The sequence below is a fragment of the Streptomyces sp. BK239 genome, from assembly GCF_004217285.1.
GTDB lineage: Bacteria > Actinomycetota > Actinomycetes > Streptomycetales > Streptomycetaceae > Streptomyces.
In genome coordinates, this window is the sequence record NZ_SHKS01000004.1 from 390,630 (window position 1) to 415,188 (window position 24,559).

The 24,559-nt window shown below is 71.7% G+C and carries 21 protein-coding genes and 1 pseudogene; 10 read left to right on the plus strand and 12 right to left on the minus strand.

What is annotated here, in order from left to right; all coding sequences use genetic code 11:
• Positions 1-81 precede the first annotated feature (81 nt).
• The 4 genes from EV567_RS15150 to EV567_RS15165 are packed head-to-tail and all read left to right on the plus strand — an operon-like array spanning position 82 to position 4,500.
• The gene (locus tag EV567_RS15150) at positions 82-2,967 is read left to right on the plus strand and encodes a sensor histidine kinase (protein WP_130440196.1); all 2,886 of its coding nucleotides are present in this window, start codon (positions 82-84) and stop codon (positions 2,965-2,967) included.
• The gene (locus EV567_RS15155) at positions 2,964-3,401 is read left to right on the plus strand and encodes a roadblock/LC7 domain-containing protein (protein WP_130440198.1); all 438 of its coding nucleotides are present in this window, start codon (positions 2,964-2,966) and stop codon (positions 3,399-3,401) included. The genes EV567_RS15150 and EV567_RS15155 overlap by 4 nt, the downstream gene beginning before the upstream one ends.
• A gap of 22 nt (positions 3,402-3,423) precedes the next feature.
• Positions 3,424-3,834 (plus strand): DUF742 domain-containing protein, encoded by a 411-nt coding sequence (locus tag EV567_RS15160; RefSeq protein ID WP_130440200.1) that lies wholly within the window; start codon positions 3,424-3,426, stop codon positions 3,832-3,834.
• Positions 3,835-3,894: 60 nt separating this feature from the next.
• On the plus strand, positions 3,895-4,500 hold the full coding sequence (locus EV567_RS15165) for an ATP/GTP-binding protein (RefSeq protein WP_130440202.1): 606 nt from the start codon (positions 3,895-3,897) through the stop codon (positions 4,498-4,500).
• Between the two features lie 53 nt (positions 4,501-4,553).
• Here EV567_RS15165 and EV567_RS15170 read toward each other — a convergent pair whose 3' ends face one another.
• A complete protein-coding gene (locus EV567_RS15170; protein WP_130440204.1) occupies positions 4,554-4,982 on the minus strand; it encodes a PPOX class F420-dependent oxidoreductase in 429 nt (142 codons plus the stop codon).
• 128 nt (positions 4,983-5,110) lie between these two features.
• On the opposite strand from EV567_RS15170, the gene EV567_RS15175 reads away from it, so the two are divergent.
• Both EV567_RS15175 and EV567_RS15180 read left to right on the plus strand, forming a co-directional pair.
• Positions 5,111-5,524 carry a roadblock/LC7 domain-containing protein gene (locus EV567_RS15175; RefSeq protein ID WP_130440206.1) on the plus strand — a complete coding sequence of 138 codons (414 nt, stop codon included), beginning with the start codon at positions 5,111-5,113 and terminating at the stop codon, positions 5,522-5,524.
• A 137-nt stretch (positions 5,525-5,661) separates the two neighbouring features.
• Positions 5,662-6,660: a DUF6397 family protein gene (locus EV567_RS15180; RefSeq protein WP_130440208.1), complete on the plus strand. Its 999-nt coding sequence runs from the start codon at positions 5,662-5,664 to the stop codon at positions 6,658-6,660.
• Between the two features lie 84 nt (positions 6,661-6,744).
• Here the strand turns inward: EV567_RS15180 and EV567_RS15185 are convergent, their stop codons facing one another.
• On the minus strand, positions 6,745-7,611 hold the full coding sequence (locus tag EV567_RS15185) for an acyl-CoA thioesterase II (RefSeq protein WP_130440210.1): 867 nt from the start codon (positions 7,609-7,611) through the stop codon (positions 6,745-6,747).
• Positions 7,612-7,726: 115 nt separating this feature from the next.
• Positions 7,727-10,240, minus strand: a complete 2,514-nt coding sequence (locus EV567_RS15190) for an RNA helicase (RefSeq protein WP_165430384.1) — start codon at positions 10,238-10,240, stop codon at positions 7,727-7,729.
• 145 nt (positions 10,241-10,385) lie between these two features.
• Between EV567_RS15190 and EV567_RS15195 the strand changes: the two genes are divergently transcribed.
• Positions 10,386-11,180 carry a metal-dependent hydrolase gene (locus tag EV567_RS15195; protein ID WP_130440212.1) on the plus strand — a complete coding sequence of 265 codons (795 nt, stop codon included), beginning with the start codon at positions 10,386-10,388 and terminating at the stop codon, positions 11,178-11,180.
• A 32-nt stretch (positions 11,181-11,212) separates the two neighbouring features.
• Here the strand turns inward: EV567_RS15195 and EV567_RS15200 are convergent, their stop codons facing one another.
• From EV567_RS15200 to EV567_RS15215, 4 genes are all read right to left on the minus strand, one after another.
• The gene (locus EV567_RS15200) at positions 11,213-11,470 is read right to left on the minus strand and encodes a type B 50S ribosomal protein L31 (protein ID WP_130440214.1); all 258 of its coding nucleotides are present in this window, start codon (positions 11,468-11,470) and stop codon (positions 11,213-11,215) included.
• Positions 11,471-11,587: 117 nt separating this feature from the next.
• Entirely contained in the window at positions 11,588-12,058 is a 471-nt protein-coding gene (locus EV567_RS15205) for a DUF5709 domain-containing protein (protein ID WP_130440216.1), read from the minus strand.
• 252 nt (positions 12,059-12,310) lie between these two features.
• Positions 12,311-14,155, minus strand: coding sequence for an ABC transporter ATP-binding protein (locus tag EV567_RS15210; RefSeq protein ID WP_130440218.1), 1,845 nt, complete (start codon positions 14,153-14,155; stop codon positions 12,311-12,313).
• The gene (locus EV567_RS15215) at positions 14,152-15,954 is read right to left on the minus strand and encodes an ABC transporter ATP-binding protein (RefSeq protein WP_130440220.1); all 1,803 of its coding nucleotides are present in this window, start codon (positions 15,952-15,954) and stop codon (positions 14,152-14,154) included. The genes EV567_RS15210 and EV567_RS15215 overlap by 4 nt, the downstream gene beginning before the upstream one ends.
• A gap of 96 nt (positions 15,955-16,050) precedes the next feature.
• On the opposite strand from EV567_RS15215, the pseudogene EV567_RS15220 reads away from it, so the two are divergent.
• Positions 16,051-16,820, plus strand: a pseudogene (locus EV567_RS15220) (cation:dicarboxylate symporter family transporter).
• 75 nt (positions 16,821-16,895) lie between these two features.
• Here EV567_RS15220 and EV567_RS15225 read toward each other — a convergent pair.
• Positions 16,896-17,363 (minus strand): MarR family winged helix-turn-helix transcriptional regulator, encoded by a 468-nt coding sequence (locus EV567_RS15225; protein WP_130440222.1) that lies wholly within the window; start codon positions 17,361-17,363, stop codon positions 16,896-16,898.
• Between the two features lie 92 nt (positions 17,364-17,455).
• Here EV567_RS15225 and EV567_RS15230 point away from each other — a divergent pair, with 92 nt between their 5' ends.
• Positions 17,456-19,324 (plus strand): ABC transporter ATP-binding protein, encoded by a 1,869-nt coding sequence (locus EV567_RS15230; RefSeq protein ID WP_130440224.1) that lies wholly within the window; start codon positions 17,456-17,458, stop codon positions 19,322-19,324.
• A gap of 53 nt (positions 19,325-19,377) precedes the next feature.
• The gene (gene mltG, locus EV567_RS15235; protein ID WP_130440226.1) at positions 19,378-20,235 is read left to right on the plus strand and encodes an endolytic transglycosylase MltG; all 858 of its coding nucleotides are present in this window, start codon (positions 19,378-19,380) and stop codon (positions 20,233-20,235) included.
• Between the two features lie 37 nt (positions 20,236-20,272).
• On the opposite strand, the gene EV567_RS15240 is transcribed toward mltG, so the two are convergent.
• The 4 genes from EV567_RS15240 to EV567_RS15255 all read right to left on the minus strand — a co-directional run bounded on the left by EV567_RS15240 (position 20,273) and on the right by EV567_RS15255 (position 24,353).
• Positions 20,273-21,409: an NAD(P)-binding domain-containing protein gene (locus tag EV567_RS15240; protein WP_130440228.1), complete on the minus strand. Its 1,137-nt coding sequence runs from the start codon at positions 21,407-21,409 to the stop codon at positions 20,273-20,275.
• Between the two features lie 114 nt (positions 21,410-21,523).
• Entirely contained in the window at positions 21,524-22,549 is a 1,026-nt protein-coding gene (locus EV567_RS15245; protein ID WP_130440230.1) for an ABC transporter substrate-binding protein, read from the minus strand.
• Between the two features lie 116 nt (positions 22,550-22,665).
• On the minus strand, positions 22,666-23,466 hold the full coding sequence (locus tag EV567_RS15250; protein ID WP_242620816.1) for an ABC transporter ATP-binding protein: 801 nt from the start codon (positions 23,464-23,466) through the stop codon (positions 22,666-22,668).
• Entirely contained in the window at positions 23,439-24,353 is a 915-nt protein-coding gene (locus EV567_RS15255; RefSeq protein WP_130440232.1) for an ABC transporter permease, read from the minus strand. The genes EV567_RS15250 and EV567_RS15255 overlap by 28 nt, the downstream gene beginning before the upstream one ends.
• Positions 24,354-24,559: the final 206 nt, after the last annotated feature.

Genomic DNA, 24,559 nt, shown 5'->3' on the forward strand with positions numbered 1-24,559 from the left:
CCGCGCACACGACCGCACGTACCGCACGGGGCCGGGGTCCGCACAGGACCGCACGTCCCGACGACTCCGAGCGAGGAGGCCATGCGCACACCCCGGAGCACCCCCATGGGCGATGCCGAGCCGCCACCCCCCGCGCGCGGCCGCCGCGCCCATGCCGGACCGCCCGCCGACGAAGGCCCGGACGGGCAGGCGGGAACACCGGCGACCGCGGCCCTCACACGCGCGGGACGCCGACGGCTCCGTCCGCGCACCGTCCGCGCCAAGATCGTCTGCCTGCTGATGGTGCCGGTCGTCTCCCTGCTGGCCCTGTGGGCGTACGCCACCGTCAGCACCGCCCAGGACATCTCCCGACTGCGCCAGGTGCAGCGCGTGGACGCACAGCTCCGCACCCCCGTCACGGACGCGGTCGCGGCGCTGCAGACCGAGCGGGCCGCCGCCGTGCGCCATGCGACCCGCCCCGCCGCCGCACAGGAGGCCGAGCTGAAGGAGCTCGGGGAGCGGACGGACCGTGCGGTGGCCAGGCTCAGGCTCGGCGACGACGGCACTGTGGCCGACGGTCAGGAGCTGCCCGCCGATGTCGCCCGACGCCTGGAGGCGTTCGTCTCCAAGGCGGAGGCACTGCCCGCCCTGCGGACCACCGTGATCGACGGCGACGCGGACTGGGACGAGGTCTACGGGACCTACACCCGGACGATTTCGGCCGCCTTCTCCGTCGGTGGCTCCCTCTCCGGCATTCAGGACGCCGAACTCGGCTCCGACGCACGCGTGCTGCTCGAATTCAGCCGAGCCGGAGAGGCGCTGGCCCAGGAGGACGTCGTTCTCGGCAGCGCGCGTCTGGCCGGCAGCCTCGACGGCGCACGGCTGCGCCTGTTCGCCGGAGCCGTCGACACGCGCCGCGCCCTCACCGAGTCGGCCACGGCCGACCTCGGTCGCCCTGAGCGCGCGGCCTGGCGAAACCTGTCCACCAGCGGCGCGTACGCCGTCGTGAACGCCGCCGAGGACAGGGTGCTCGCGGCGGAGCCCGGCGCCCCGGCCGTCGCCGCCGCACCCGAGACGGCCTGGCGCCAGGCACACGCGCGCGTACAGGACGGCATGCGGGCCGTCGAGGCGGATGCCGCGCGCCGGGTCGCCGAGCGTGCCGACCCGTTCACCCGCGGCCTGCTCACCCCGGCCGGCGCGGCCGTGCTGCTCGGTCTCGCCGCCGTCGCCGCCTCGCTCGTCATCTCGGTGCGCATCGGCCGCGCCCTCGTCGTCGAACTGGTCGGCCTGCGCAACAGCGCCCTGGAGATCGCCCGGCGCAAACTCCCCGAGGCCATGCGCAGACTCCGCGCCGGCGAGGAGATCGACGTGCGTGCCGAGGCGCCGCCCGGGGCGCCCGCCGAGGACGAGACCGGCCAGGTCGCCGAGGCGCTGGCCACCGTCCACCGTGCCGCCCTCAAGGCCGCCGTGGAACGTGCCGAGCTGGCCAGCGGCATCTCCGGGGTGTTCGTCAACCTCGCCCGCCGCAGCCAGATCCTCGTCCACCGCCAGCTCAGTCTCCTGGACAGCATGGAGCGCCGCTCGGACGACCCGGACGAGCTCAGCGACCTGTTCCGGCTCGACCACCTCACCACGCGCATGCGGCGTCACGCCGAGAGCCTGATCATCCTCTCCGGGGCGGCCCCCGGCCGGGCCTGGCGGATGCCGGTGTCACTGACCAACGTCGTCCGTGCCGCCGTCTCCGAGGTCGAGGACTACGCGCGCGTGGAGGTGGGCCGACTCCCGGAGGCGTCGGTCGACGGCGCCGCCGTCGCCGACCTCACCCACCTCCTGGCCGAACTCGTGGAGAACGCGGCCCAGTTCTCGCCCCCGCACACACGCGTACGCGTCACCGGCGAGCCCGTCGGCAACGGCTACGCCCTGGAGGTGGAGGACCGGGGACTGGGCATGGGCAAGGAGACCCTCGCGCAGGCCAACCGGCGCATCGCCCAGTCCCAGGCCCTCGACCTGTTCGACAGCGACCGGCTCGGACTGTTCGTCGTCAGCAGGCTCGCCGCCCGCCATGACGTCAGGGTGCACCTGCGGACCTCGCCCTACGGCGGCACCACGGCGGTCGTCCTGCTGCCGACCGCCCTGCTGCACGGCGGCAACCCGGAACGCCCCGCCCACGAGGCGGCCGACGCGGGACAACCCGAGGAACGCGCCTACGCGCGCGTGCCCGGTGCCGAGCGGCACCGGGAGGCCGTGCCCGCGACCGCCGAACGACCGGCTCTGACAGCCTCCGCCCATACGGCCTCCGCCCATACGGCCCCCGCGGAGGCTCCCGCCGGCCGGGCCGCCGCCGAGCCGGGGGAAGCCGACACCCCACCTTCCGGGGTCACCGCCTTGCGCCTGCACCGCCCACCGGACGACCCGGGTGCCCCGGACGGACCGGACGGACCGCGCGGACCGGCCGCAGGACACTCCGGAGGGCGCCTGGCCGGGCCGTCCGCGAGAGCCGTTGGGCGACGTCAGCCCGAACCGCCCGCGGGACCCTCCGGGGGACGTCAGTCCGAACCGCCCGCGGGACCCTCCGGGGGACGTCAGTCCGAATCGCCCGCCGGACCGTTCAGGGGACCTCACGCCGGGCCACCCGCGAGGCCGTCGGACGGCCCTCATGCCGGGGCACCCGCGCGCCCGACCCCGGGGGGACAGGCCGAACCACCCGCCGCCGGGCCGTCCAGAGGACAGACCGCCGGATCGGACGACCTCCCGCGCCGGGTACGGCAGGCGAGTCTGGCCCCGCAACTGCGCAGGTCACCGACCGAGGACCCCGCCGGGGCGGCACCCGGCCGACACAGCGGCGAGCGGCGCACCCCCGAACTCGTACGCGACCGGATGGCCGCCTACCAGGACGGCTGGGCGCGCGGCGGCGGCAGGCGACCCGGCCGCGATGCCACCCCGGACCCCGAACCGGGCAGCGAAAGCAGCGAAGGAGATTCCGCATGATCCAGGACCCGAGCACGAGACCGGCCGGCCGCTCCGGTGAACTCGACTGGCTGCTGGACGACTTGGTGATGCGCGTCAGCGAGGTGCGGCACGCGGTCGTGTTGTCCAACGACGGCCTCGCCGTGGGCTCCTCCAGCGGCCTCAGCCGCGAGGACGCCGAACATCTCTCCGCCGTGGCCTCCGGATTCCACAGCCTCGCCAAGGGCGCCGGCCGCCACTTCGGCGTCGGGGGCGTCCGGCAGACCATGGTCGAGATGGACGACGGCTTCCTGTTCGTGGCCGCCGCGGGCGACGGCTCCTGCCTCTCCGTCCTCACCGCCGTGACCGCCGACATCGGTCTGGTCGGCTACGAGATGGCACGGCTGGTCAAACGCGTCGGCGAGCACCTCTACACGCCGCCGCGATTCTCCTCGCGGCCGCCCACCGCCGGCTGAGGCGAGAGAGCGACCCGTGCGGATGACCGAGGACCCAGCCGCCGCGCTGAACGAACAGGGCAGCCGGTGGTACGACAGCGAGGCCGGGCCGATCGTCCGCCCCTACGCCATGACCGGCGGACGGACGAGATCCGGCCCCGCCGGAGTCGACTTCGACCTGATCGCCCTGATCACCCCGTGTCCCGGCGGAGCCGACGCCGGTGACACCGGGCTCGGCCCGGAACACCGGACCCTCGTCGACCTGTGCCGTGCGGAGACGCAGTCCGTCGCGGAACTCGCCGCCGGCGCCGACCTGCCCGTGGGCGTCGTACGGGTCCTCCTCGGCGACCTGCTGGAACGCGGCCGCGTCACGGTCAGCCGCCCGGTGCCGCCCGCGCAGCTTCCCGACGAGCGGATCCTGCGCGAGGTCATCGCGGGGCTGCGGGCCCTGTAGACGAACGCGGCGCCCGATCCCGAAACCCACCGACCGACACCGTCCTGAGAGAAGTGATCCATGGTCCCCGAGCACTCCGAGGCCACGGGCGGCGACACGGCCGCGCTGGCGTTGAAGATCCTGGTCGCCGGCGGTTTCGGCGTGGGCAAGACCACGCTGGTGGGTGCGGTCAGCGAGATCAAGCCGCTGCGCACCGAGGAACTCCTGAGCGAAGCGGGCCAGTCGGTGGACGACACCGACGGCGTGGACCAGAAGGTCACGACGACCGTCGCCATGGACTTCGGCCGGATCACCATCCGCTCCGGTCTCTCCCTGTACCTGTTCGGCACCCCGGGCCAGGACCGCTTCTGGTTCCTGTGGGACGAACTGTCACAGGGGGCGCTGGGCGCGGTGGTCCTCGCCGACACGCGACGCCTGGCCGACTGCTTCCCGGCCGTCGACTACTTCGAGCACCGGCACATCCCGTTCGTGGTGGCCGTCAACTGCTTCACGGGAGCGCGCGCTTACGCAGCCCCCGAGGTCTCCCGCGCCCTCGACCTCGACGAGGGCACCCCCGTCGTGATGTGCGACGCGCGTGACCGGGCCTCGGGGAAGGAGGTGCTGATCCAACTCGTCGAGTACGCCGGGCGGATGCACGCCGCCCGGCTGCTCGACTCCGTGAGCTGACGACTTACGCCACGACCGGGTACCCGCCCGGTCTCAGTCGGCCATGGCTGCTCTCAGTCGGCCACGGCCGACTGCGCCAGGACCTTGTCGATCGTGACCCGGACGAGGAGTTCGCCGGGGACGCCGTTGCGCGCGCCGTACTCCTCGGCGCGCTTTTCACCCATGTAGCGCGCCGCGATGCGCGTCGCCCAGTGGCGCACCTCGTCGACATCTTCGGAGATGCCGGCGTTGCCCTGCAGCACCACGAAGTCGAACGGCGGCCGGTCGTCGTCCACGCACAGCGCGACCCGGCCGTCCCGCGCCAGATTGCGCCCCTTCACCGTGCCCTTGCCCGTGTTGAACACCAGCTCGTCCCCGTCGAGCAGGAACCAGATGGGCGCCACGTGCGGACTGCCGTCCGCACGGACGGTCGACAGTTTCCCGGTGCGGGTGCCGTGTGAGACGAACGCCCGCCATTCCTCATCGGTCATCTTGTGTGCCATGACCCCATACTCCTTGCCCGTCGGGCGATGGTGGGGAAGGCTGGCGGACAGGCTCTCGGGGCCGCGGGCGTGCCCGCGCCCCGGCAGGGGGACACGACACGGGGCACGTGACAGGGGGAGACGCTGACATGGCGCAGAAGCAGGGGCTGGGGTGGCTGCTGGACGATCTGACCGATCGGGTCGGTCACGTCCGTCACGCGCTGGTCCTGTCCAACGACGGGCTGGTGGCGGGCGCGAGTACGGGGCTGCGCCGCGAGGACGCCGAGCACCTCGCGGCGGTCTCGTCCGGCTTGCACAGTCTCGCCAAGGGTTCCGGGCGGCACTTCGGCGCGGGCCAGGTGCGTCAGACGATGATCGAGTTCGACGACGCGTTGCTGTTCGTCACCGCGGCCGGAACCGGAAGCTGCCTGTGCGTGCTCAGCGGCGCGGAGGCCGACATGGGACAGATCGCCTACGAGATGGCTCTGCTCGTCAACCGGGTCGGAGAACACCTGACCGTCGACGCACGCCGACCCGGGTCGGCACCGTACACGGACCTCTGACCTGCGCTTTCCGCGACTTTCGGGGAGTTTTCCTCAGTTATCCACAGGCTTGCCGCGATCTGCGTGAATCCGGATACGGTTTTTCCCAGGCCACCGCGGACGGCGCGGGGGCACCGTACTCCACGGGGGAGACGACCATGTCCGGTCACACCGTCATGCCGGCGCACGCTCCGGCCCGCAGCCTCAGTCGTGCGGCACGAGAACTGGGTCTGAAGCGCAGCGAGTCCGATCTCGCCGTGAACCTCGGGCGTATCAGGACCGTGCCCGACGAGGGCGGCGGGGGCCGCCGGGTGGCGTGCGCCGAGATCGACCGGCTGCTGCGGTCGCCCGGCTTTCCCGAGACGTTGGCCGACAGCGTCCGGGCCGTCGGCACCACCGGGGGCGCTCAGATCGTGGGGGTGCCGCCCGCTCGTTTCACCCGCCTGGCAAAGGTGGGGCTGGTGGTGCCGGTGAAGTTTTACCTCAACCGCTATCGAGCTGTCGTATGGCTGTATCTGGCCGAGGAACTGCGCCAGTTCGCGCAGGACGGGAACAACGCGTTCCTGCTTTCGGGGCGCACGCCCGACTGGATCCGGGGGCAGTTGGCGGCCGGGCAGGACCTGAGGCCCCGCAACTGGCGAGGACGCCATCTGGGCTTCCTCCTGCGGCAGGCCGAGGGCCCGTGGCAGCAGGCGGGAGCACTGGCCGCGTTCCTCGCCCCGGCGCAGGTCGCGGAGATCGTCAGCGATCCCTACGAACGAAGCCACCTGAACCGCTTCCGGCCCGCGCCGCCCGCACACGGGGCGCCGGGATCACCGGCCGCGCATCTAGTCGAGAAGATCACGACAGCGGACGATCCCGACGAGATCGGCTGGTTGAGGTCCGACCTGGTCCGGGCACTGGAGGAGGCCCGAACCGACGAGCCGGCGCCACGCCCGGCGAACATCTCCACACCCACGCCCTTCCCGGCGAAGGCCACCCCACCGGAAGCCGACCCGGCGGTCGTCACCGCATCGGGGCCCGCGCCGCAGAGCGGCACCGCACCGGTGCCGGTCGCCACTCCGGCACCCACATCGGTGGAGCGAGTGACGACGCCCGACGAGCGGCGGAACTCGCGCGGCGGTCTGCTCGGGTGGCTTCGCCGCAGAGGCGCATGAACAGCGCTGTCCCGCCCCGGTCGATCCGAGATCAGCCCTTCCGAGATCAGTCGTTCCGAGACCCACCACGCTGAGACCGTCGGCCTACAGAGTGCGGAAGAGGCCCTCCTGCACGACGGACACCAGCAGGCGTCCCTGAACGTCGTAGATCCGCCCGCGGGCCAGACCGCGCCCGCCCGTCGCGATCGGCGACTCCTGGTCGTACAGGAACCACTCGTCCGCGCGGAACGGCCGATGGAACCACATCGCGTGGTCCAACGACGCCATGTCGAAGTTCCGCGGCCCCCACAGCGGTTCGACGGGAAGTCGGACAGCGTCCAGGAGCGTCATGTCGCTGGCGTACGTCAACGCGCAGGTGTGCACGAGCGGGTCGTCTCCCAGCGGACCGACAGCGCGCATCCACACCGCGCTGCGCGGCTCGGCGTCCTTGATCTCCTCGGGCTTCCAGCGCAGCCCGTCGGCGTACCGGATGTCGAAGGGCTGGCGGCGCGCCATCCGCTCCAACTGCTCGGGCAGCGCGCCCAGGTGCTCCCGGACCTCCTCGGTGACCGTAGGCAGGGACTCCGGGTCCGGCACTTCCCGGGCCGGCGGCAGCTGGTGCTCGAAAGGACCTTCCTCAGGTTTGTGAAAGGAGGCGGTGAGATTGAAGATCGTGCGGCCCTGCTGCACGGCGGTGACCCGGCGCGTCGTGAACGAGCGCCCGTCCCGCACCCGCTCGACCTGGTACACGATCGGCACGCCCGGCCGGCCCGGACGCAGGAAGTACGCGTGCAGCGAGTGCACGGGCCGGTCCCCGTCCGTGGTGCGGCCGGCCGCGACCAGTGCCTGGCCGGCCACCTGGCCGCCGAAGACCCGCTGGAGGGACTCGTGCGGGCTGCGGCCGCGGAAGATGTTGACCTCGATCTGCTCCAGGTCGAGCAGGTCGACGAGCCTCTCGGCGGGATTCGTCATCGGTGCGCTTCTCCTGTGCCTGCTCCGGCGCCTTGTTCCGCGCCTGCTTGCGACCTTGTTCCTGACCGTGTTCCGGCGCGTGCCCCGGCATCCCGGCGGGCGACCGGTCCGGTGCTCACAGCTGGCCCACGTCGGTGACGCGGACCACCGCGCGACCCTCGGCGTCCGAGGCCGTGAGGTCGACTTCCGCGCTGATGCCCCAGTCGTGGTCGTCGTTCGGGTCGTCGAAGATCTGACGGACCCGCCACAGCGCGTTCTGCGGCTCCTCCTGGATGACCAGCAGCTTGGGGCCTCGGGCGTCCGGGCCGGTGCCGAGGTCGTCGTACTCGTCCCAGTACTTGTCCATCGCCTCGCCCCACGCGTCGGCGTCCCAGCCGGACTCGGCGTCCATCTCGCCCAGTTCGTCCACGTGGTCCAGGGCGGCGAGCTCGACGCGGCGGAACATCGCGTTGCGGACGAGGACACGGAAGGCGCGCGCGTTCGTGGTGACCGGCTTGACCTCGTCGGCCTTCTCCTGAGCCTCCTCGGCGGTCATCTCCTCCGGGTTGGCCAGCTGTTCCCATTCGTCCAGCAGGCTGGAGTCGACCTGGCGCACCATCTCGCCCAGCCACTCGATCAGATCCTGGAGGTCCTCGGACTTCAGGTCGTCCGGAATGGTGTGGTCGAGGGTCTTGTAGGCGCTGGCCAGGTAGCGCAGCACGATGCCTTCGGTGCGGGCCAGCTCGTAGTGGGACACCAGCTCGGTGAACGACATCGCCCGCTCGTACATGTCGCGGATCACCGACTTCGGCGACAGCGGATGGTCGCCGACCCACGGGTGGCTCTTGCGGTACGTGTCGTACGCGTGGAAGAGCAACTCCTCCAGCGGCTTCGGGTAGGTGATGTCCTGGAGGCGCTCCATGCGCTCCTCGTACTCGACGCCGTCCGCCTTCATCGCGGCGACGGCCTCTCCGCGCGCCTTGTTCTGCTGCGCGGCCAGGATCTGGCGCGGGTCGTCCAGGGTGGACTCCACGACCGAGACCATGTCGAGGGCGTAGGACGGCGATTCCGGGTCGAGCAGCTCGAACGAGGCGAGTGCGAAGGTGGACAACGGCTGGTTGAGCGCGAAGTCCTGCTGCAGGTCCACGGTGAGACGCACGACGCGGCCCGTGGCGTCCGGCTCGTCGAGCTTCTCCACGATGCCGCCGTCGAGCAGCGAGCGGTAGATGGCGATGGCGCGCCGGATGTGCCGCAACTGCTGCTTGCGCGGCTCGTGGTTGTCCTCCAGCAGATGCCGCATGGCCTGGAAGGCGTTGCCGGGGCGGGCGATCACCGACAGCAGCATCGTGTGCGTCACCCGGAACCGGGACGTCAGCGGCTCCGGCTCGGAGTCGATCAGCTTCTCGAAGGTGTTCTCCGTCCAGGCGACGAAGCCCTCCGGAGCCTTCTTGCGCACCACTTTTCGGCGCTTCTTCGGGTCGTCGCCTGCCTTGGCGAGCGCCTTCTCGTTCTCGATGACGTGCTCCGGCGCCTGCGCGACCACGAAGCCCGCCGTGTCGAACCCGGCCCGGCCGGCGCGGCCCGCGATCTGGTGGAACTCGCGAGCCCGGAGCGTGCGCACACGGTTGCCATCGTACTTGGTGAGCGCCGTGAACAGCACGGTGCGGATGGGCACGTTGACGCCCACGCCCAGCGTGTCCGTTCCGCAGATCACCTTCAGCAGGCCGGCCTGGGCGAGCTTCTCCACCAGCCGCCGGTACTTGGGCAGCATGCCGGCGTGGTGCACACCGATGCCGTGCCGCACGTACCGCGAGAGGTTGCGGCCGAACTTGGTGGTGAAACGGAAGTTGCCGATCAGCTCGGCGATCTGTTCCTTCTCCTCACGCGAGCACATGTTGATGCTCATCAGCGCCTGTGCCCGCTCCACCGCCTGGGCCTGCGTGAAGTGCACGATGTACACGGGGGCCTGCTTGGTCACCAGCAGGTCCGTGAGCGTCTCGGTCAGCGGCGTGTACCGGTACTCGTAGGACAGCGGCACGGGCCGGGTGGCCGAGCGGACCACCGCGGTGGGCCTGCCGGTGCGGCGGGTGAGGTCCTTCTCGAAGAAGGAGACGTCGCCGAGCGTCGCCGACATGAGGACGAACTGCGCCTGCGGCAACTCCAGGATGGGGATCTGCCAGGCCCAGCCGCGGTCGCCCTCCGCGTAGAAGTGGAACTCGTCCATGACCACCTGGCCGACGTCGGCGTCCTTGCCGTCGCGCAGCGCGATCGAGGCGAGCACCTCCGCGGTGCAGCAGATGACGGGGGCGTCGGCGTTGACGGACGCGTCGCCGGTCAGCATGCCGACGTTCTCCGTGCCGAAGATCTTGCACAGTTCGAAGAACTTCTCCGACACCAGCGCCTTGATCGGTGCGGTGTAGAAGGTGACCTCGTCCCGGGCCAGGGCGGCGAAGTGCGCGGCCGCCGCGATCATGCTCTTTCCGGAGCCGGTGGGCGTCGAGACGATCACGTTCGCCCCGGAGACCACCTCGATCAGCGCCTCCTCCTGGTGGGGGTAGAGCGTGAGACCCCGCTCCTCGGCCCAGGACTCGAAGGCTTCGTACAGGGCGTCGGGATCTGCGGTCGGCGGCAGCTGATCGATGAGGGTCACGCCCCCATCTTGCCTGCCCAGGTGCCCGAGGCGGGAATCGGCTGCCGGACCGAAGATCACGGCCGATACGCTGTGTCGCCGACGGAGCGTCATCGCACCCGGTCAACTGGACAGCGGCACACGAGGAACAGGGCGGGCAACGGCCATGATGGGACCAGCACACTCACTGTCGGGCGCCGCCGCCTGGCTCGGGGTCGGAGCGGCGGCGGCCGCCTCCGGCCACACGATGCCCTGGCCGGTCCTGCTGTCGGGCGCGCTGATCTGCGCCGGGGCCGCGCTCGCCCCGGACCTCGACCACAAGGCCGCGACGATCTCCCGTGCCTTCGGGCCGGTCTCGCGCTGGGTGTGCGAGATCGTCGACAAGCTCTCCTACGCCGTCTACAAGGCCACCAGGAAGCAGGGCGACCCGCGCCGCTCCGGCGGGCACCGCACCTTGACGCACACCTGGTTGTGGGCGGTCCTGATCGGCGCGGGCGCTTCGGCGTTGGCGATCACCGGCGGCCGCTGGGCGGTGCTGGCGATCCTCTTCGTGCACCTGGTGCTGGCCATCGAAGGCCTGCTGTGGCGGGCGACGCGCGGATCCAGCAGCGACGTGCTGGTGTGGCTGCTGGCGGCCACCAGCGCGTGGATAGTCGCCGGGATCCTGGACAAGCCCGGCAACGGCTCGGACTGGCTCTTCACCGACCCCGGTCAGGAGTACCTGTGGCTGGGCCTGCCCATCCTGTTGGGCGCGCTGGTGCACGACATCGGGGACGCGCTGACCGTCTCGGGCTGCCCGGTGCTGTGGCCCATCCCGATCGGGCGCAAGCGCTGGTACCCGATCGGCCCGCCCAAGGCGCTGCGGTTCCGGGCCGGCAGCTGGGTCGAACTCAAGGTGCTGATGCCGGTGTTCATACTGCTCGGCGGGGTGGGCGGCGCGGCGGCGCTCAACTTCATCTGATTCGACTGAGGCGGGCCGCGGCAGTCGTCGGCTCAGGGCGTCGTCGAACCTTCGCCGTAGCGCCGCTCGAACCGTGCGATGCGGCCCTCCGAGTCCACTGTGCGAGCCTTGCCCGTGTAGAAGGGGTGGCTCTCCGAGGAGATCTCCACATCCACCACCGGGTAGGTCTCGCCGTCGTCCCAGTCGATGGTCTGGTCGCTGGTCGCGGTGGACCGGCTCAGGAAGGCGTATCCGGCGGCGCGGTCCCGGAAGACGACCGGGTGGTAGTCGGGGTGCTTGTCCTGCTGCATGCGTACTCCTCGTACGGTGGGGGACGCTCCCGGCGCGGGAGCGGAACCGGGTCGTGGGACCGGGGCAGGGCGGTCCTGCCGCCACTTCCGACTGTCGTCACGCCGGCGGTGGCCGGGTCAGCCGTACAGGGTGTCCTCGTCGACGATGTGCACCGCGGCTTCCTCGGCGGAGGCGGCCGCGCCGTCGATGCCGACGTCCGTGGCGATCAGGGCGCTCTCCTCGTCCTCGTGGGCTCCCTCGTCCGGCGCCAGGAGCCGGCCGGAGCGGGCGGAGCCGACCTCGTTGTCCAGGAGTTCCCCGTCGGTGCCGTCGCAGTCGCCGATGCCGTCGCCGTCCTGGGGCGCGAGATCGGGCAACTCCTCCGCGAGCCGCTGGTCGAGGGTCTCGCCCTGCCTGCGCTCCGCGGCCGTCACACCGAGGTGCTCGACGGCCCACGGCCTCTCCGGAGGCGACCAGCCCCGGTCGAGCGGGTCGGCGACCCCGTCGTCCATCAGGGTGTCCTCCGCGTCGAGCAGTCCCGCGTCGTCCTGGATGTCGGAGGCATCGGGCTGGTAGACGTCGTCCCCCCATCCGTCGGCGCTGTTCACGGGTACCTCCAAGGGGTGACGGACCCGTCCTCACCGGGGCGGGCTGCGGAAGACAGCCGCACGGAGCCCCGGCCGGGCGCGGCGCCTTCCGGACGGACCGGTCCGGCTGCCCTCCGCGCGGGTACCGCTTTCCAGCGTTCCACCCCGGTTCGGTGGCGCGCAACGGCAGAGGCGACGGGGGCCGGGGAACAGGCGTCGGCGCCGCCTGCTCCCCGGCCCCCGGGCGCGCGCCGGATGCGCGGCGGCCTCCCGTCACCCGTGCCAGGACCGCCAGAGCGCCGCGTACGCCCCGTCGGCCGCGACCAGCTCCGGGTGGCTGCCCAGCTCCGTGATCCGGCCGTTCTCCACGACGGCGATGACGTCGGCGTCGTGGGCGGTGTGGAGGCGGTGCGCGATGGCGACGACGGTACGGCCGTCCAGGACGCGCGCAAGGGACCGTTCCAGATGGCGGGCGGCCCTAGGGTCGAGGAGGGAGGTCGCCTCGTCGAGGACCAGCGTGTGCGGATCGGCCAGCACCAGGCGGGCGAGCGCGATCTGCTGGGCCTGGGCCGGGGTGAGCGCGAGCCCGCCGGAGCCGACCTCGCTGTCCAGGCCGTCGTCCAGCGCCCGGGCCCAGCCGTCCGCGTCGACCGCGGCCAACGCGGCCCACAGTTCGGCGTCCGCGGCGTCCCCAGTGCCCCCGGTGTCCGTGCCGTCCACCGGCGCGCCGTCGTCAGCGCTGAGCCGGGAGTGGGGCAGGGCGAGCCGGAGGTTGTCGCGCAGCGAGCCGACGAAGACATGGTGTTCCTGGTTGACCAGCGCCACGTGCGAGCGGACGCGTTCGGCGGTCATCCGGGACAGTTCCGCGCCGCCGAGGGCGATCCGCCCCTCGCGCGGGGCGTAGATCCCGGCGAGGAGCCGGCCGAGCGTCGACTTGCCCGCCCCCGAGGGGCCGACCAGCGCGAGCCGGGTCCCCGGAGCGACCTCGAGGGACACCTTGCGCAGCACGTCGACGCCCTCGCGGTAGCCGAAGTGGACGCGGTCGGCGAGCACGTCCCGCCCGGCCGGCTCCAGGCCGGGCTCCCCGGTGTCCGAGGCGATGTCGCGGACACCGACGAGCCGGGCCAGCGACACCTGCGCCACCTGGAGCTCGTCGTACCAGCGCAGGATCAGGTTCACCGGGTCGACGAGCATCTGCGCGAGGAGCGCGCCCGTGGTGAGCTGGCCCACGCCGATCCAGCCCTTCAGCACGAACACCCCGCCCAGCATGAGCACCGAGGCGAGGACGGTGACGTGCATGATGTTGATGACCGGGAAGAGCACCGACCTCAGCCACAGTGTGTACCGCTCCCAGGCCGTCCACTGCTCGATCCGCAGCTCCGACAGCGCGACGCGGCGGTCGCCCAGGCGGTGGGCCTCGACGGTGCGGCCGGCGTCCACGGTCTCGGCGAGGGCGGCGGCCACGGCGGCGTACCCCGCGGCCTCCGAGCGGTAGCCGGCCGGCGCACGTTTGAAGTACCAGCGGCAGACCCCCACCAGCAACGGCACCGCCACCAGCACGGCAGGGGCGAGGGGCGGCGCGGTGACGACCAGTCCGCCGAGCAGCAGCGCCGCCCACATCACGCCGATCGTCAGCTGGGGAACGGCCTCACGCATGGCGTTGCCCAGCCGGTCGATGTCCGTGGTGATGCGGGACAACAGGTCGCCTGTCCCGGCCCGTTCCAGCACGCCCGGCGGCAGTCGGACCGCCCGCACGAGGAAGTCCTCGCGCAGGTCGGCCAGCATCCGCTCGCCGAGCATCGCGCCGCGCAGGCGCACCTGTCGTACGAACGTGGCGTGCAGGAGCAGGCCGAGCACGAACAGGGTGGCGCTGAGCTCCAGCCGGAGGTCGCGCGTCCCCTGGGAGAGTCGTTCGACGAGGTCGCCCAGGATCCACGGCCCCACCATGGAGGCGATCGTGGCGACCGTGTTGACGGCCACGAGGAGCAGGAACGCGCGCCGGTGCCGGCGCAGCAGTTCGGCCACGTAGGCGCGTACGGTCGCGGGGGCGCCGACGGGCAGGGTGCTCGCCGTCCTGGGGGCCGCCGGGTCGTAGGCGGGGGGCGCCACGCCGATCATGCCGTCTCCTCGATCTGTCGCGGTTCGTCGTGGGTGAGTCCCTTGAGGGCGCCGCTCAGCGCGGTGTCCTCGTCGGCCTCCCGGGTCACCACAGCGCGGTATCGCCCTTCGGTGTCCAGTAGTTCGCGGTGGGTGCCGACCGCCTCGACCCGGCCCTCGTGCACCAGGACGACGCGGTCCGCGCGGTCCAGGAGCAGCGGCGAAGAGGTGAACACGACGGTGGTTCGGCCGGACCGCAGGGCGCGCAGCCCTTCGGCGATACGGGCCTCGGTGCGCGAGTCGACGGCGGAGGTGGGCTCGTCCAGGACGAGGACCTCCGGGTCGGTGAACAGCGAGCGTGCGAGGGCGAGCCGCTGTCGCTGCCCGCCCGAGAGGGAGCGCCCGCGTTCGGTGATGCGCGCGTCCATGGGGTCGTCGGCCTCCAACGAGCCCTGCACGAGCGCGTCGAGCACGTCACCGCACCGGGCGGCAGCCAGCGCGTCGGCCGCGTCGACGGCGCCCGAGGCGGGCACGTCCAGCAGGTCGCGGAGGGACCCCGACAGCAGCACCGGGTCCTTGTCCTGGACGAGGACGGCGGTGCGCGCGCAGTGCAGCGGCAGCTCGTCCAGCGGGACCCCGCCGAGCAGTGGGGACGGGCCGTCCTGCCAGGAGTGCCCGCCCAGGCGTTCCGCGAGCAGACCGGCCGCGTCCGGATCGCCGCACACCACGGCGGTGAGCCGTGAGGCCGGGGCGAGCAGCCCGGTCTCCGGGTCGAACAGGTCGCCGCCGGGGAGGTCGGCGTCGCGTCTGCCGTCGGTGTCCGTCGCCCGTTGCAGCGACAGGACGCGGGCGGCACGCTGCGCCGCCGGTCGGGAGAACGAGTAGGCCATGGCGATCTCCTCGAAATGCCTGAGGGGATAGGTGAGCACCATGACGGAGCTGTAGACGGCGACGAGTTCACCGATGGTGATGCTGCCGGTGCGGGCCAGGTGAACGCCGTAGACCACCACGACGACGATCAGCAGGCCCGGCAGCAGTACCTGGATGGCGCTGATCAGGGACCACATGCGGGCGCTGCGAACGGCCGCGTGCCGGACCTCCTGGGAGGCGCGCCGGTAGCGGTCGAGGAAGAGTTCCTCGCCGCCGATGCCGCGCAGCACGCGCAGGCCGGCCACGGTGTCCGAAGCCAGTTCGGTGGCACGTCCGGCCTTCGCGCGCTGGTCGTCGGCCCGGCGTGTGGCGCGGGGCAGCAGCGGCAGCACGGCGAGCGCCAGCACGGGAAGGCCCACGGCGACCACGATCCCGAGGGCCGGCTGGTAGACGACCAGGCCGACGCAGACGAGCACGACGGTGAGGGCGGCGGCGGTGAAGCGTGACACCGCCTCCACGAACCAGCCGATCCTCTCGACGTCGCCGGTGGAGACGGCGACGACTTCACCGGCGGCGACCCGACGGCTCAGCGCGGAGCCCAGATGTGCGGCCTTGCGGGCGAGGAGCTGCTGGACGCGGGCGGCGGCGGTGATCCAGTTGGTGACAGCGGCCCGGTGCAGGAAGGTGTCGCCGATGGCGATGGCGGCGCCGAGCAGGAGCATCAGCCCGCCGGCGAGGGCGAGTCGGGAGCCCGAGCGGTCGACGGCGGCCTCGACGGCGTATCCGACGCAGAAGGGCTGCGCCGAGACGGACACGAAGTGGAGCAGCCCCCAGGCCAAAGCCTTGAACTGGCCGCCCAGTTGGTTGCGGCCGAGCCACCAGAGGAAGCGGGGACCCGAGCGTGCGTCCGGCACACCCGGGTCGGGATACGGAAGGTCTTGGATCTGCATGACGTCCCAGTGGCTCGTGTCAGGTGGGGGAGAGGAGGGCGCACGCACGGGTCCGCGCGGGCTTCGCAGCAAACCGTGAAAGGTTCGCGTTGACGGGTGCTCGGAATCAACCCGTTTTTTCCAGCGACAGCACGGCAGTTCGAACTGGGGATCGTCTTCGGCAAGCTGTGGCCCGGCGTGTCCGCGGGCCTTCAGTCGCTCGGCGACGGTTTCCTCCGGCTCATCAAGACGATCATCTCCCCGCTGGTGTTCCGCGTGGTCGTCGGCATCGCCAAGGCCGGTGACCTGAAGGCGTTCGGCTGGATCGGACTCAAGGCGCTGATCTGGTTCGAGGTCGCGAGCACCCTCGCCCTGCTGATCGGCCTCCTCGCGGCCGACGTCGTCCAGCCCGGCTCCGGCATGCGTGTGAACCCCTCCACGCTCGGCGCCTCGGCCGTGGACGCCAAGACGGGCGGCGGTGCGCTGCCCTCGGCGACGGAGTTCGCACTGGACGCGCTGCCCACCGGTTTCGTCGGCGCCTTAGCGGAGAACTCGCTGCTCCAAGTGCTCGTCCTGGCCTGCCTGGTGGGGGCGGCGCTGCTGCACCTCGGGCACACCGAGGTGCCCCAGGTCCCGCCCGCCGTCGAGCAGGCACAGGAGGTCGTCTTCGCGATCGTCGGGTCGTCCCGGCCGGCGCCGTGGCCCTGCTGCTCGGGGTGGACCGCGTCACGGGCGCGATGCGCGTCGTGACGAACCTCCTCGGCGACTGCGTGACGGTCTTCGCCGTGTCCCGGTGGGAGGGCGCGCTGGACATCGAGCAGGCGAAGAGGACCCTCGCCGGCGAGGCGGAGGCGACGGCCGGAGGGGGCATCCCGGCGCAGCCGTAGGCCAAGGAGCCCGCTGCCGAGGTCTTCTGGCGGAAGGTGCGACTTCGGTCGGTCCGGGCCTGTCGGGGCCCGGATTCAGCCGTTCCCGGGGATCCCGCAGTGGGCGGAGGGGGCCCCGTCGACCAGCGTGTCCAGCAGTTCCCCGAGCACCGCCCGCTCCAGTCCGGTGAGCGGAGCCAGGATCTCCCGCGCGGCCGACTGCCGCGCCCGGTGCAGTTCACGGAGCGTCTCGCGCCCCTCGTCCGTGAGCTCGATGCGGATCACCCGGCGGTTCGTCGGATCCGGGACCCGGCGCACCTTGCCGTTCGCCTCCAGACCGTCGACCAGCGTGGTCACCGCGCGGGGCACCACCTCAAGCCGCTCCGCGAGATCGGCCATGCGCGGGGGCGCGCCGAAGTGGTTGAGCGTGCGCAGAAGGCGTGACTGGGCCGGGGTGACGCCCAGGTCGGAGAGCTCCAGATGGCGCTTCTGGATGCGGTGCACCCGGCGGGTGAACCGCAACAGCTGCTCGGCGAGCGCGCCTTCGGGATCAGGGGTGGTCATGCGGGAACAATATCAGGACCCCGTTCATTGTGAGTATAGGTAACAATGAGCTACGCTCTCAAACTCCGCCCGTCTCACCTTCGAAGGAGCCCATGCGCCCCGACACGCCAGAGCTCTGGTCCCCGCCCGCCGAGGCCGACCCACAGCAGCCTCGGCAGGTGCGCCGCATCCTGCGGCTGTTCCGCCCCTATCGAGCCCGCCTCGCGGTCGTCGGCCTGCTGGTCGCCGCCTCGTCGCTGGTCTCCGTGGCCACGCCGTTCCTCCTCAAGGAGATCCTCGACGTCGCCATCCCCGAGGGCCGCACCGGCCTGCTGAGCCTGCTCGCCCTCGGCATGATCCTCAGCGCCGTCCTGTCCGGCGTGTTCGGCGTCCTGCAGACCCTGATCTCCACAACGGTCGGCCAGCGCGTCATGCACGACCTGCGCACCGCCGTCTTCGGCCGTCTCCAGCGGATGTCGCTCGCGTTCTTCACCCGCACGCGCACCGGCGAGGTGCAGTCCCGCATCGCCAACGACATCGGCGGCATGCAGGCCACCGTCACCTCGACCGCGACCTCCCTGGTCTCGAACTTCACCAGCGTCGTCGCCACGGTCGTCGCCATGATCGCCCTCGACTGGCGTCTGACCGTCGTCTCGCTGCTGCTGCTCCCGGTCTTCGTGTGGATCAGCCGCCGCGTGGGCGACGAGCGCCGCAGAATCACCACCCGGCGCCAGAAGCAGATGGCGGCGATGGCGGCCACGGTCACCGAGTCGTTGTCGGTCAGCGGCATTCTCCTCGGCCGCACCATGGGCCGCGCCGACTCCCTCACCCGGTCCTTCGCCGACGAGTCCGAGCGCCTGGTCGACTTGGAGGTCCGGTCGAACATGGCCGGCCGCTGGCGCATGGCCGTGATCGGGATCGTCATGTCGGCCATGCCGGCCTTCATCTACTGGACCGCGGGCATGGCCCTCCAGCTCGGCGGCCCCGACGTCTCCCTCGGCACGATCGTCGCGTTCGTCTCGCTCCAGCAGGGCCTGTTCCGCCCGGCGGTCAGTCTCCTGTCGACCGGTGTGCAGATCCAGACCTCCCTCGCGCTCTTCCAGCGGATCTTCGAGTACCTCGACCTCCCCGTCGACATCACCGAACGCGAGGACCCGGTCCACCTGGACCAGGTGAAGGGGGAGATCCGCTTCGAGAGCGTGTCCTTCCGGTACGACGACGGCGCGCGAGGCCGTGAAGACGCCCGTGGCACGACCGACGGAGACGGCCGGGGCGAGGGCGGGGCGGCGGGTCCCGTCCTGGACGGCATCGATCTCACCGTCCCCGCCGGCGGCAGCCTCGCCGTCGTCGGACCGACCGGCGCGGGCAAGTCCACGCTCGGCTGTCTGGTGCCCCGCCTGTACGACGTGACCGGCGGCCGGGTCACCCTCGACGGAGTCGACGTCCGCGACCTGGACTTCGACACCCTCGCACGCGCGGTCGGCGTCGTCTCGCAGGAGACGTACCTCTTCCACGCCACCGTCGCAGAGAACCTGCGCTTCGCCAAGCCGGACGCCACCGACGAGGAACTGCACGCGGCGGCGCGCGCGGCCCAGATCCACGACCACATCGCCGCACTGCCCGACGGCTACGACACCGTCGTGGGCGAGCGCGGCCACCGCTTCTCCGGAGGCGAGAAACAGCGCCTGGCCATCGCCCGCACCATCTTGCGCGACCCGCCGGTGCTCATCCTCGACGAGGCGACCAGCGCCCTGGACACCCGAACCGAGCACGCCGTCCAGGAGGCGATCGACGCCCTCTCCGCCAACCGCACCACCCTCACCATCGCCCACCGGCTGTCGACCATCCGCAGCGCCGACCAGATCGTGGTGCTCGACGCGGGCCGGGTGGCCGAACGCGGCACGCACGAGGAGTTGCTGGCGAGCGGAGGGCGGTACGCGGCTCTGGTGCGGCGGGACGCGCGACTGGAGCCGACAAGATGAAAATATGGCCGGTGATGTCAGGTTTGTGACGATGTGCGGGTTACCGTGCCCGCATGCAGATGAACACTCCGTCACGGAGAACGATGCGACTGACCCGCCGGGGCCGTCTCACCCTCATCGCGACCGGAGCTGTCGTGGCCGGCGCCGCCGTGGCGGTGCCGCTGCTGACCCCGGACGACCACAAGGAGAACAAGCGCCCCACCTCGCTGGTCATCCCCGAGGGCTGGCGCGCGAACCAGGTCTACGAGGCCGTCGACAAGACCCTCGCCCTGCCCGCCGGCACCACTAGGAAGACCCTGCCCGCCGCCGACCTGCGACTGCCGAACGACGCCGAGGGCAACCCGGAGGGCTACCTCTTCCCGGCGACGTACCCGCTGGAGGAGAAGACCACGCCGCAAGCCCTCCTGGCGTCGATGGTCGACACGGCGAACAAGAAGTTCAACGGCGCGCCGATCGCCGCGGGAGCGCAGCGCAACGCCATGAACGTCTATCAGGCGGTCACCATCGCCAGCATCGTCCAGGCCGAGGCGGCCACCAAGGACGACATGGGCAAGGTGGCCCGCGTCGTCATCAACCGTCTGGAGCGCGGCATGCCGCTGCAGATGGACTCCACCCTCAACTACGCCCTGAACCGCTACACGGTGAGAACCACGGAGAAGGACACCCGCGTCGCGAGCCCCTACAACTCCTACCAGCGCATGGGGCTGCCTCCGACGCCGATCGACAATCCTGGCGAGGAGGCGATGCAGGCGGCGATCAATCCGACGCCGGGCGACTGGTTGTACTTCGTCACGGTCAAGCCGGGCGACACACGCTTCACCGCGAGCTACGAGGAGCACCAGCGCAACGTCGCGGAGTTCAACCGGAACCAGAGCGCGCAGGCCGTGCCGAGTCCGTCGAAGGTCCGGTGACCCGAACGCCGCGTTGTCTTGGTCTCGCGAGCGAACATCACGCGGCAGCGGCCGCTTCCCGCTCTTCCTCGCCCTGCGCGAGCAGCCGGGCGATCTCCCGCACCGCCGAGCGTCCGGCCCGGTTGGCGCCGATGGTGCTCGCGGACGGACCGTAGCCGACGAGGTGGACGCGGGGATCGGCGACCGCGCGGGTGCCCTCGACGCGGATGCCGCCGCCCGGCTCCCGCAGCCTCAGCGGCGTGAGATGGTCCACGGCGGGCCGGAAGCCGGTCGCCCAGAGGACGACGTCGGCGCTCACGTGCCGCCCGTCGTTCCACTCCACCCCGTCCGGGGTGAGCCGGTCGAACATGGGCAGCCGGTCGAGCACGCCGTCCGCCAGCCCCCGGCGGATCGCGTCGTTGAGCGGCAGGCCGGTCACGGAGACGACGCTCTTCGGCGGCAGCCCCCGCCGTACGCGTTCCTCCACGAGCGCCACCGCCGCACGACCCGCGTTCTCGTCGAAGGGGCCTTCGCGGAACACGGGCGGACGCCGGGTCACCCAGGTGGTGTCGGCCGCGTACGGGGCGAGTTCCAGCAGGTGCTGCGTGCCTGACGCGCCCCCGCCCACCACGACCACGCGCAGGCCGGCGAAGGCCTCGGGCCCGGGGTATTGCGCGGTGTGCAACTGCCGTCCCCGGAACGTCTCCTGGCCGGGGTAGCGCGGCCAGAACGGCCGGTCCCAGGTGCCGGTGGCGTTGATCAGGGCCTTCGCGGACCAAGTACCGTCGGAAGTCTCCACGAGCAGCCGCCCCCGGGGCGCGGACCCGTCCTGCGCGCCGACCGCGCCGGCGTCGACGCTCGTCGAGCGCACGGCCCGCACGTCCACCGGCCGGCGCACCCGCAGGTCGAACGTGCGCTCGTAGCGCTCGAAGTACTCGCTGATGACCTCGGACGAGGGCCGCGCAGCGTCCGCGCCCGTCAGCTTCATGCCGGGCAGGGCATGCATCCCGTGCACCTTGCCGTACGTCAGTGAGGGCCAGCGGAACTGCCAGGCGCCGCCCGGGCCGGGGGAGTGGTCCAGCACCACGAAGTCGCGCTCCGGGACGAAGCCGGTGCGCCGCAGGTGATAGGCGCTGGACAGGCCCGCCTGCCCGGCGCCTGTCACGACCACCTCGACCTCGCGTATGTCGTTCACGCCTCTGCCAACAGCGCCGAGGGCGTGGATCTTCCCCGCGCGGGCCGGCTCGCCTCCGCCAGGTGTGAAGCGCCTGCCCGGCCGACGACGGCACCCCGTCGAGGTGCCCGCGGGTCAGGACGACGCGTGCGGGGCGCTCGTCGAGGCGGGCAGGTTCCCGTTGTACCGACGGTCGACGAACTCACCGAAGTCGACCTTCCGCGGAATCAGCTTCAACTCGGTGAACGCGTCGGCGATCTTCTGTTCGGAGGCGATGAGCGGCTGGTCGACGGCGACCGCGACCCGCGTGGCGTTCGTCCGCCGTACCGACGCGAGCGCCACCTCGTACGGCAGCCGGGTGTCCTTCGCCCACACCTTCGCCCACTCCTCCTGATGGTCGTACACCCAGGCGGTGGCCCGCCGAAGCCGGTCCAGGTAGTCCTTGATGGCGGCGGCCTTCTTCGCGTCCTTCAACGCGGCGGGCGCGGCGACCTGGAAGGTGAGCCCGTTGGTGATGCCGTCGCCGGTGGTGAGCACCCGGCCCTGCTTCGCCTGGAGCACCTGCGAGGTGTACGGGTCCCACACCGCCCATGCGTCGACCTTGCCCGAGGTGAACGCGGCGAGCGCGTCGGCCGGCTGGAGGTACTTGACCTTCACGTCGCTCAGGCTCAGCCCCGCGGCCTTCAGCGACGCGACCAGCTGGTAGTGCGCGGAGGAGCCCTGCGCCACGGCGACGGACCTGCCCTTGAGCTGGGAGGTCTGTGTGAACTTCGAGCCGTTCGGGACGAGGATGGTGTCGCCCTTGGACGTGCCGTGCCAGGCGGCGACGACCGAGATGCCGGATCCGGCGCCGGCCGCGAAGACGGGCGGGGTGTTGCCGACGCCGCCCACGTCGACGGCCTTGGCGTTGACGGCTTCCAGTAGGGGCGGACCCGAGGTGAAGGTGGACCACTTGATCTTGTAGTTCAGGTGGTCGAGTTCGCCGGCGGCTCGCAGGATGGCCTCGGAACCACCCTTCTGGTCCCCGACGTTGAGAGTGACGGAGCCCTTGCCGTCGGTGCCGCCGTCGGTGCCTGTGCTGGCCGAAGAGGCGCCACCGCAGGCGGTCAGCAGGAGAGCGAGGGGAAGCAGCAGGGCAGCGGAGGCGAGGGAGCGTCGCATGGGGGATCCGTTTCGTGGCCGTGGGGGGATTCGTGGACGTGGGGGGAGGGGAACAGGAGACGGGCAGACGAGGAGACGGGGCAGGAGGATGCGGTGATCGGAGCCGCTTCCTCTGGTCAGGCGGCGGCTCGGGCGGCTTCGTCGGCCTTGGCGACTTGGGCGGGCTGGGCGGTATCCGGAGCTTCGGCGGCCGTGGCGTCGCCCCCGAGCCGCTGCAACAACTCCGCGCGCAGCTCGGCGAAGCGCGGGTCGGCGATGTCACGCGGGCGTTCGAGGTCGATGTGCTGCTCGTGGGCGATGACACCGTCGTCCATCACCAGGACGCGGTCGGCGAGCAGGACCGCCTCCTCCACATCGTGGGTGACCAGCAGCACCGCGCACCCGCGCCGCCGCCACAGCTCGTCCACCAGGCGCTGGGCCTTGATCCGGGTGAGGGCGTCGAGCGCGCCGAACGGCTCGTCGAGCAGCAGCAGATCGGGCTCGCGGACCAAGGCGCGGGCCAGCGAGACGCGTTGGGCCTCGCCACCGGAGAGGGTCTTCGGCCAGGCGTCGGTGCGGTGGCCGAGGCCCACCTCCTCCAACGCCTGCTCCGCGACGGAGCGTTCGGGACGGCCCGGGAGGCCGAGCAGCACGTTGCGCCACACCTTCTTCCACGGCATGAGACGCGGTGCCTGGAAGGCGACGGCCTTGCGGCGCGGCACCAGCACGGTGCCCTCGATGTCGCGGTCGAGCCCGGCGAGGATGCGCAGCAGAGTGGACTTGCCGCAGCCGCTGCGGCCGAGCAGCGCGACGAACTCGCCCGGCCGGATGGCGAGTCGGAGGTCGTTGATGACGGCGCGGCCGTCGAAGGAGCGGGTCAGCCCCTCGACCCGCACGGCCGAGGTGGGGGTCACCGGCCGGTGAACGTCGGTCGCCATTGCAGCAGCAGCCTTTCGAGAGAACGGACGACGAAGTCGGCGAGGAGGCCGAGGAAGGCGTAGACGATGAGGCAGACGACGATCACGTCGGTCTGCAGGAAGTCCCGCGCCTGCCCGATGAGGAACCCGATGCCGGAGTCGGCGTTGACCTGCTCGGCGAAGACGAGGGCGAGCCAGGCGATGCCGAGCGAATAGCGCAGGCCGGTCATGGCGCCGGGCAGTGCGCCCGGCAGCACGACATGCCGCACCAGACCCCAGCGCGACAGTCCGAGGGACTCCCCGGCCTCGATCAACTGGGCGTCCACGCCGCGGATACCGGCGTAGACGTTCAGGTACAGCGGGAAGGTCACGCCGAGCGTGATGATCGCGACCTTCGGGGCCTCGCCGATGCCGAACCAGATGATGAACAGCGGAATGAGACCGACGAAGGGAACCGTCCGCAGCATCTGGACCGGCGCGTCGACGAGATCCTCGCCGATCCGGAACAGCCCGGAGAGCAGGGCGAGTCCGGTGCCGACCACGATGCCGAGCGCGAGCCCGGCTGCCACACGCTGAAGCGAGGTGCCTATGGCGGAGGGGAGCGAGCCGTCGGAGACCAGCTCGCCGGCGACCTGCGCGATCCGGCCGGGCGACGCGAGCACGTCGGGCGTCAACGCGCCAGTACTGCTGAGGAGTTGCCACAACCCCAGAAGGACGAGCGGTCCGGCGGTCCGGCGTAGCCAGCGGGGCACGCGGGTGCGGCGGGCGGAGCGGGGGAGGAGTGGTTCGAGCTCGGGGGAGTCTTCGCGCCCGGAAGGGGCGTCGCTCGCCTTGACGGCAGGCGACGAGGCCGACAAAGGCGAAATATCGGATTCGGGAGACTCGGGTGGGGCGTGACTGATGCTCATGGGGGCTCCACAGGAGGAGGGGCGACCAGTGGGGGCATGCCTCCGCGCCGCCGGGTCACGTCAGAGCGCAACCCGACCGGATCGACGACTTCAACCGCGACCGGACGGGTGACGGCAAGCAGGGCCGAGGGGGTGAATCCCGCGCACCCGGCACAGTGGCATGGCCGACCGACTCACGCGAGGGCGCAGCTGAAGAGGAGGGCGGA

Coding starts and splice junctions, on each gene's coding strand:
- EV567_RS15185 (WP_130440210.1), bottom strand. CDS start 7,611: ATGACGAATCCCGCCGAGAGGCTCGTCGACCTGCTCGACCTGGAGCAG.
- mltG (WP_130440226.1), top strand. CDS start 19,378: ATGCAGATGAACACTCCGTCACGGAGAACGATGCGACTGACCCGCCGG.
- EV567_RS15200 (WP_130440214.1), bottom strand. CDS start 11,470: ATGCAGCAGGACAAGCACCCCGACTACCACCCGGTCGTCTTCCGGGAC.
- EV567_RS15180 (WP_130440208.1), top strand. CDS start 5,662: ATGTCCGGTCACACCGTCATGCCGGCGCACGCTCCGGCCCGCAGCCTC.
- EV567_RS15155 (WP_130440198.1), top strand. CDS start 2,964: ATGATCCAGGACCCGAGCACGAGACCGGCCGGCCGCTCCGGTGAACTC.
- EV567_RS15160 (WP_130440200.1), top strand. CDS start 3,424: ATGACCGAGGACCCAGCCGCCGCGCTGAACGAACAGGGCAGCCGGTGG.
- EV567_RS15255 (WP_130440232.1), bottom strand. CDS start 24,353: ATGAGCATCAGTCACGCCCCACCCGAGTCTCCCGAATCCGATATTTCG.
- EV567_RS15225 (WP_130440222.1), bottom strand. CDS start 17,363: ATGACCACCCCTGATCCCGAAGGCGCGCTCGCCGAGCAGCTGTTGCGG.
- EV567_RS15230 (WP_130440224.1), top strand. CDS start 17,456: ATGCGCCCCGACACGCCAGAGCTCTGGTCCCCGCCCGCCGAGGCCGAC.
- EV567_RS15215 (WP_130440220.1), bottom strand. CDS start 15,954: ATGCAGATCCAAGACCTTCCGTATCCCGACCCGGGTGTGCCGGACGCA.
- EV567_RS15175 (WP_130440206.1), top strand. CDS start 5,111: ATGGCGCAGAAGCAGGGGCTGGGGTGGCTGCTGGACGATCTGACCGAT.
- EV567_RS15245 (WP_130440230.1), bottom strand. CDS start 22,549: ATGCGACGCTCCCTCGCCTCCGCTGCCCTGCTGCTTCCCCTCGCTCTC.
- EV567_RS15150 (WP_130440196.1), top strand. CDS start 82: ATGCGCACACCCCGGAGCACCCCCATGGGCGATGCCGAGCCGCCACCC.
- EV567_RS15170 (WP_130440204.1), bottom strand. CDS start 4,982: ATGGCACACAAGATGACCGATGAGGAATGGCGGGCGTTCGTCTCACAC.
- EV567_RS15195 (WP_130440212.1), top strand. CDS start 10,386: ATGATGGGACCAGCACACTCACTGTCGGGCGCCGCCGCCTGGCTCGGG.
- EV567_RS15250 (WP_242620816.1), bottom strand. CDS start 23,466: ATGGCGACCGACGTTCACCGGCCGGTGACCCCCACCTCGGCCGTGCGG.
- EV567_RS15210 (WP_130440218.1), bottom strand. CDS start 14,155: ATGATCGGCGTGGCGCCCCCCGCCTACGACCCGGCGGCCCCCAGGACG.
- EV567_RS15165 (WP_130440202.1), top strand. CDS start 3,895: ATGGTCCCCGAGCACTCCGAGGCCACGGGCGGCGACACGGCCGCGCTG.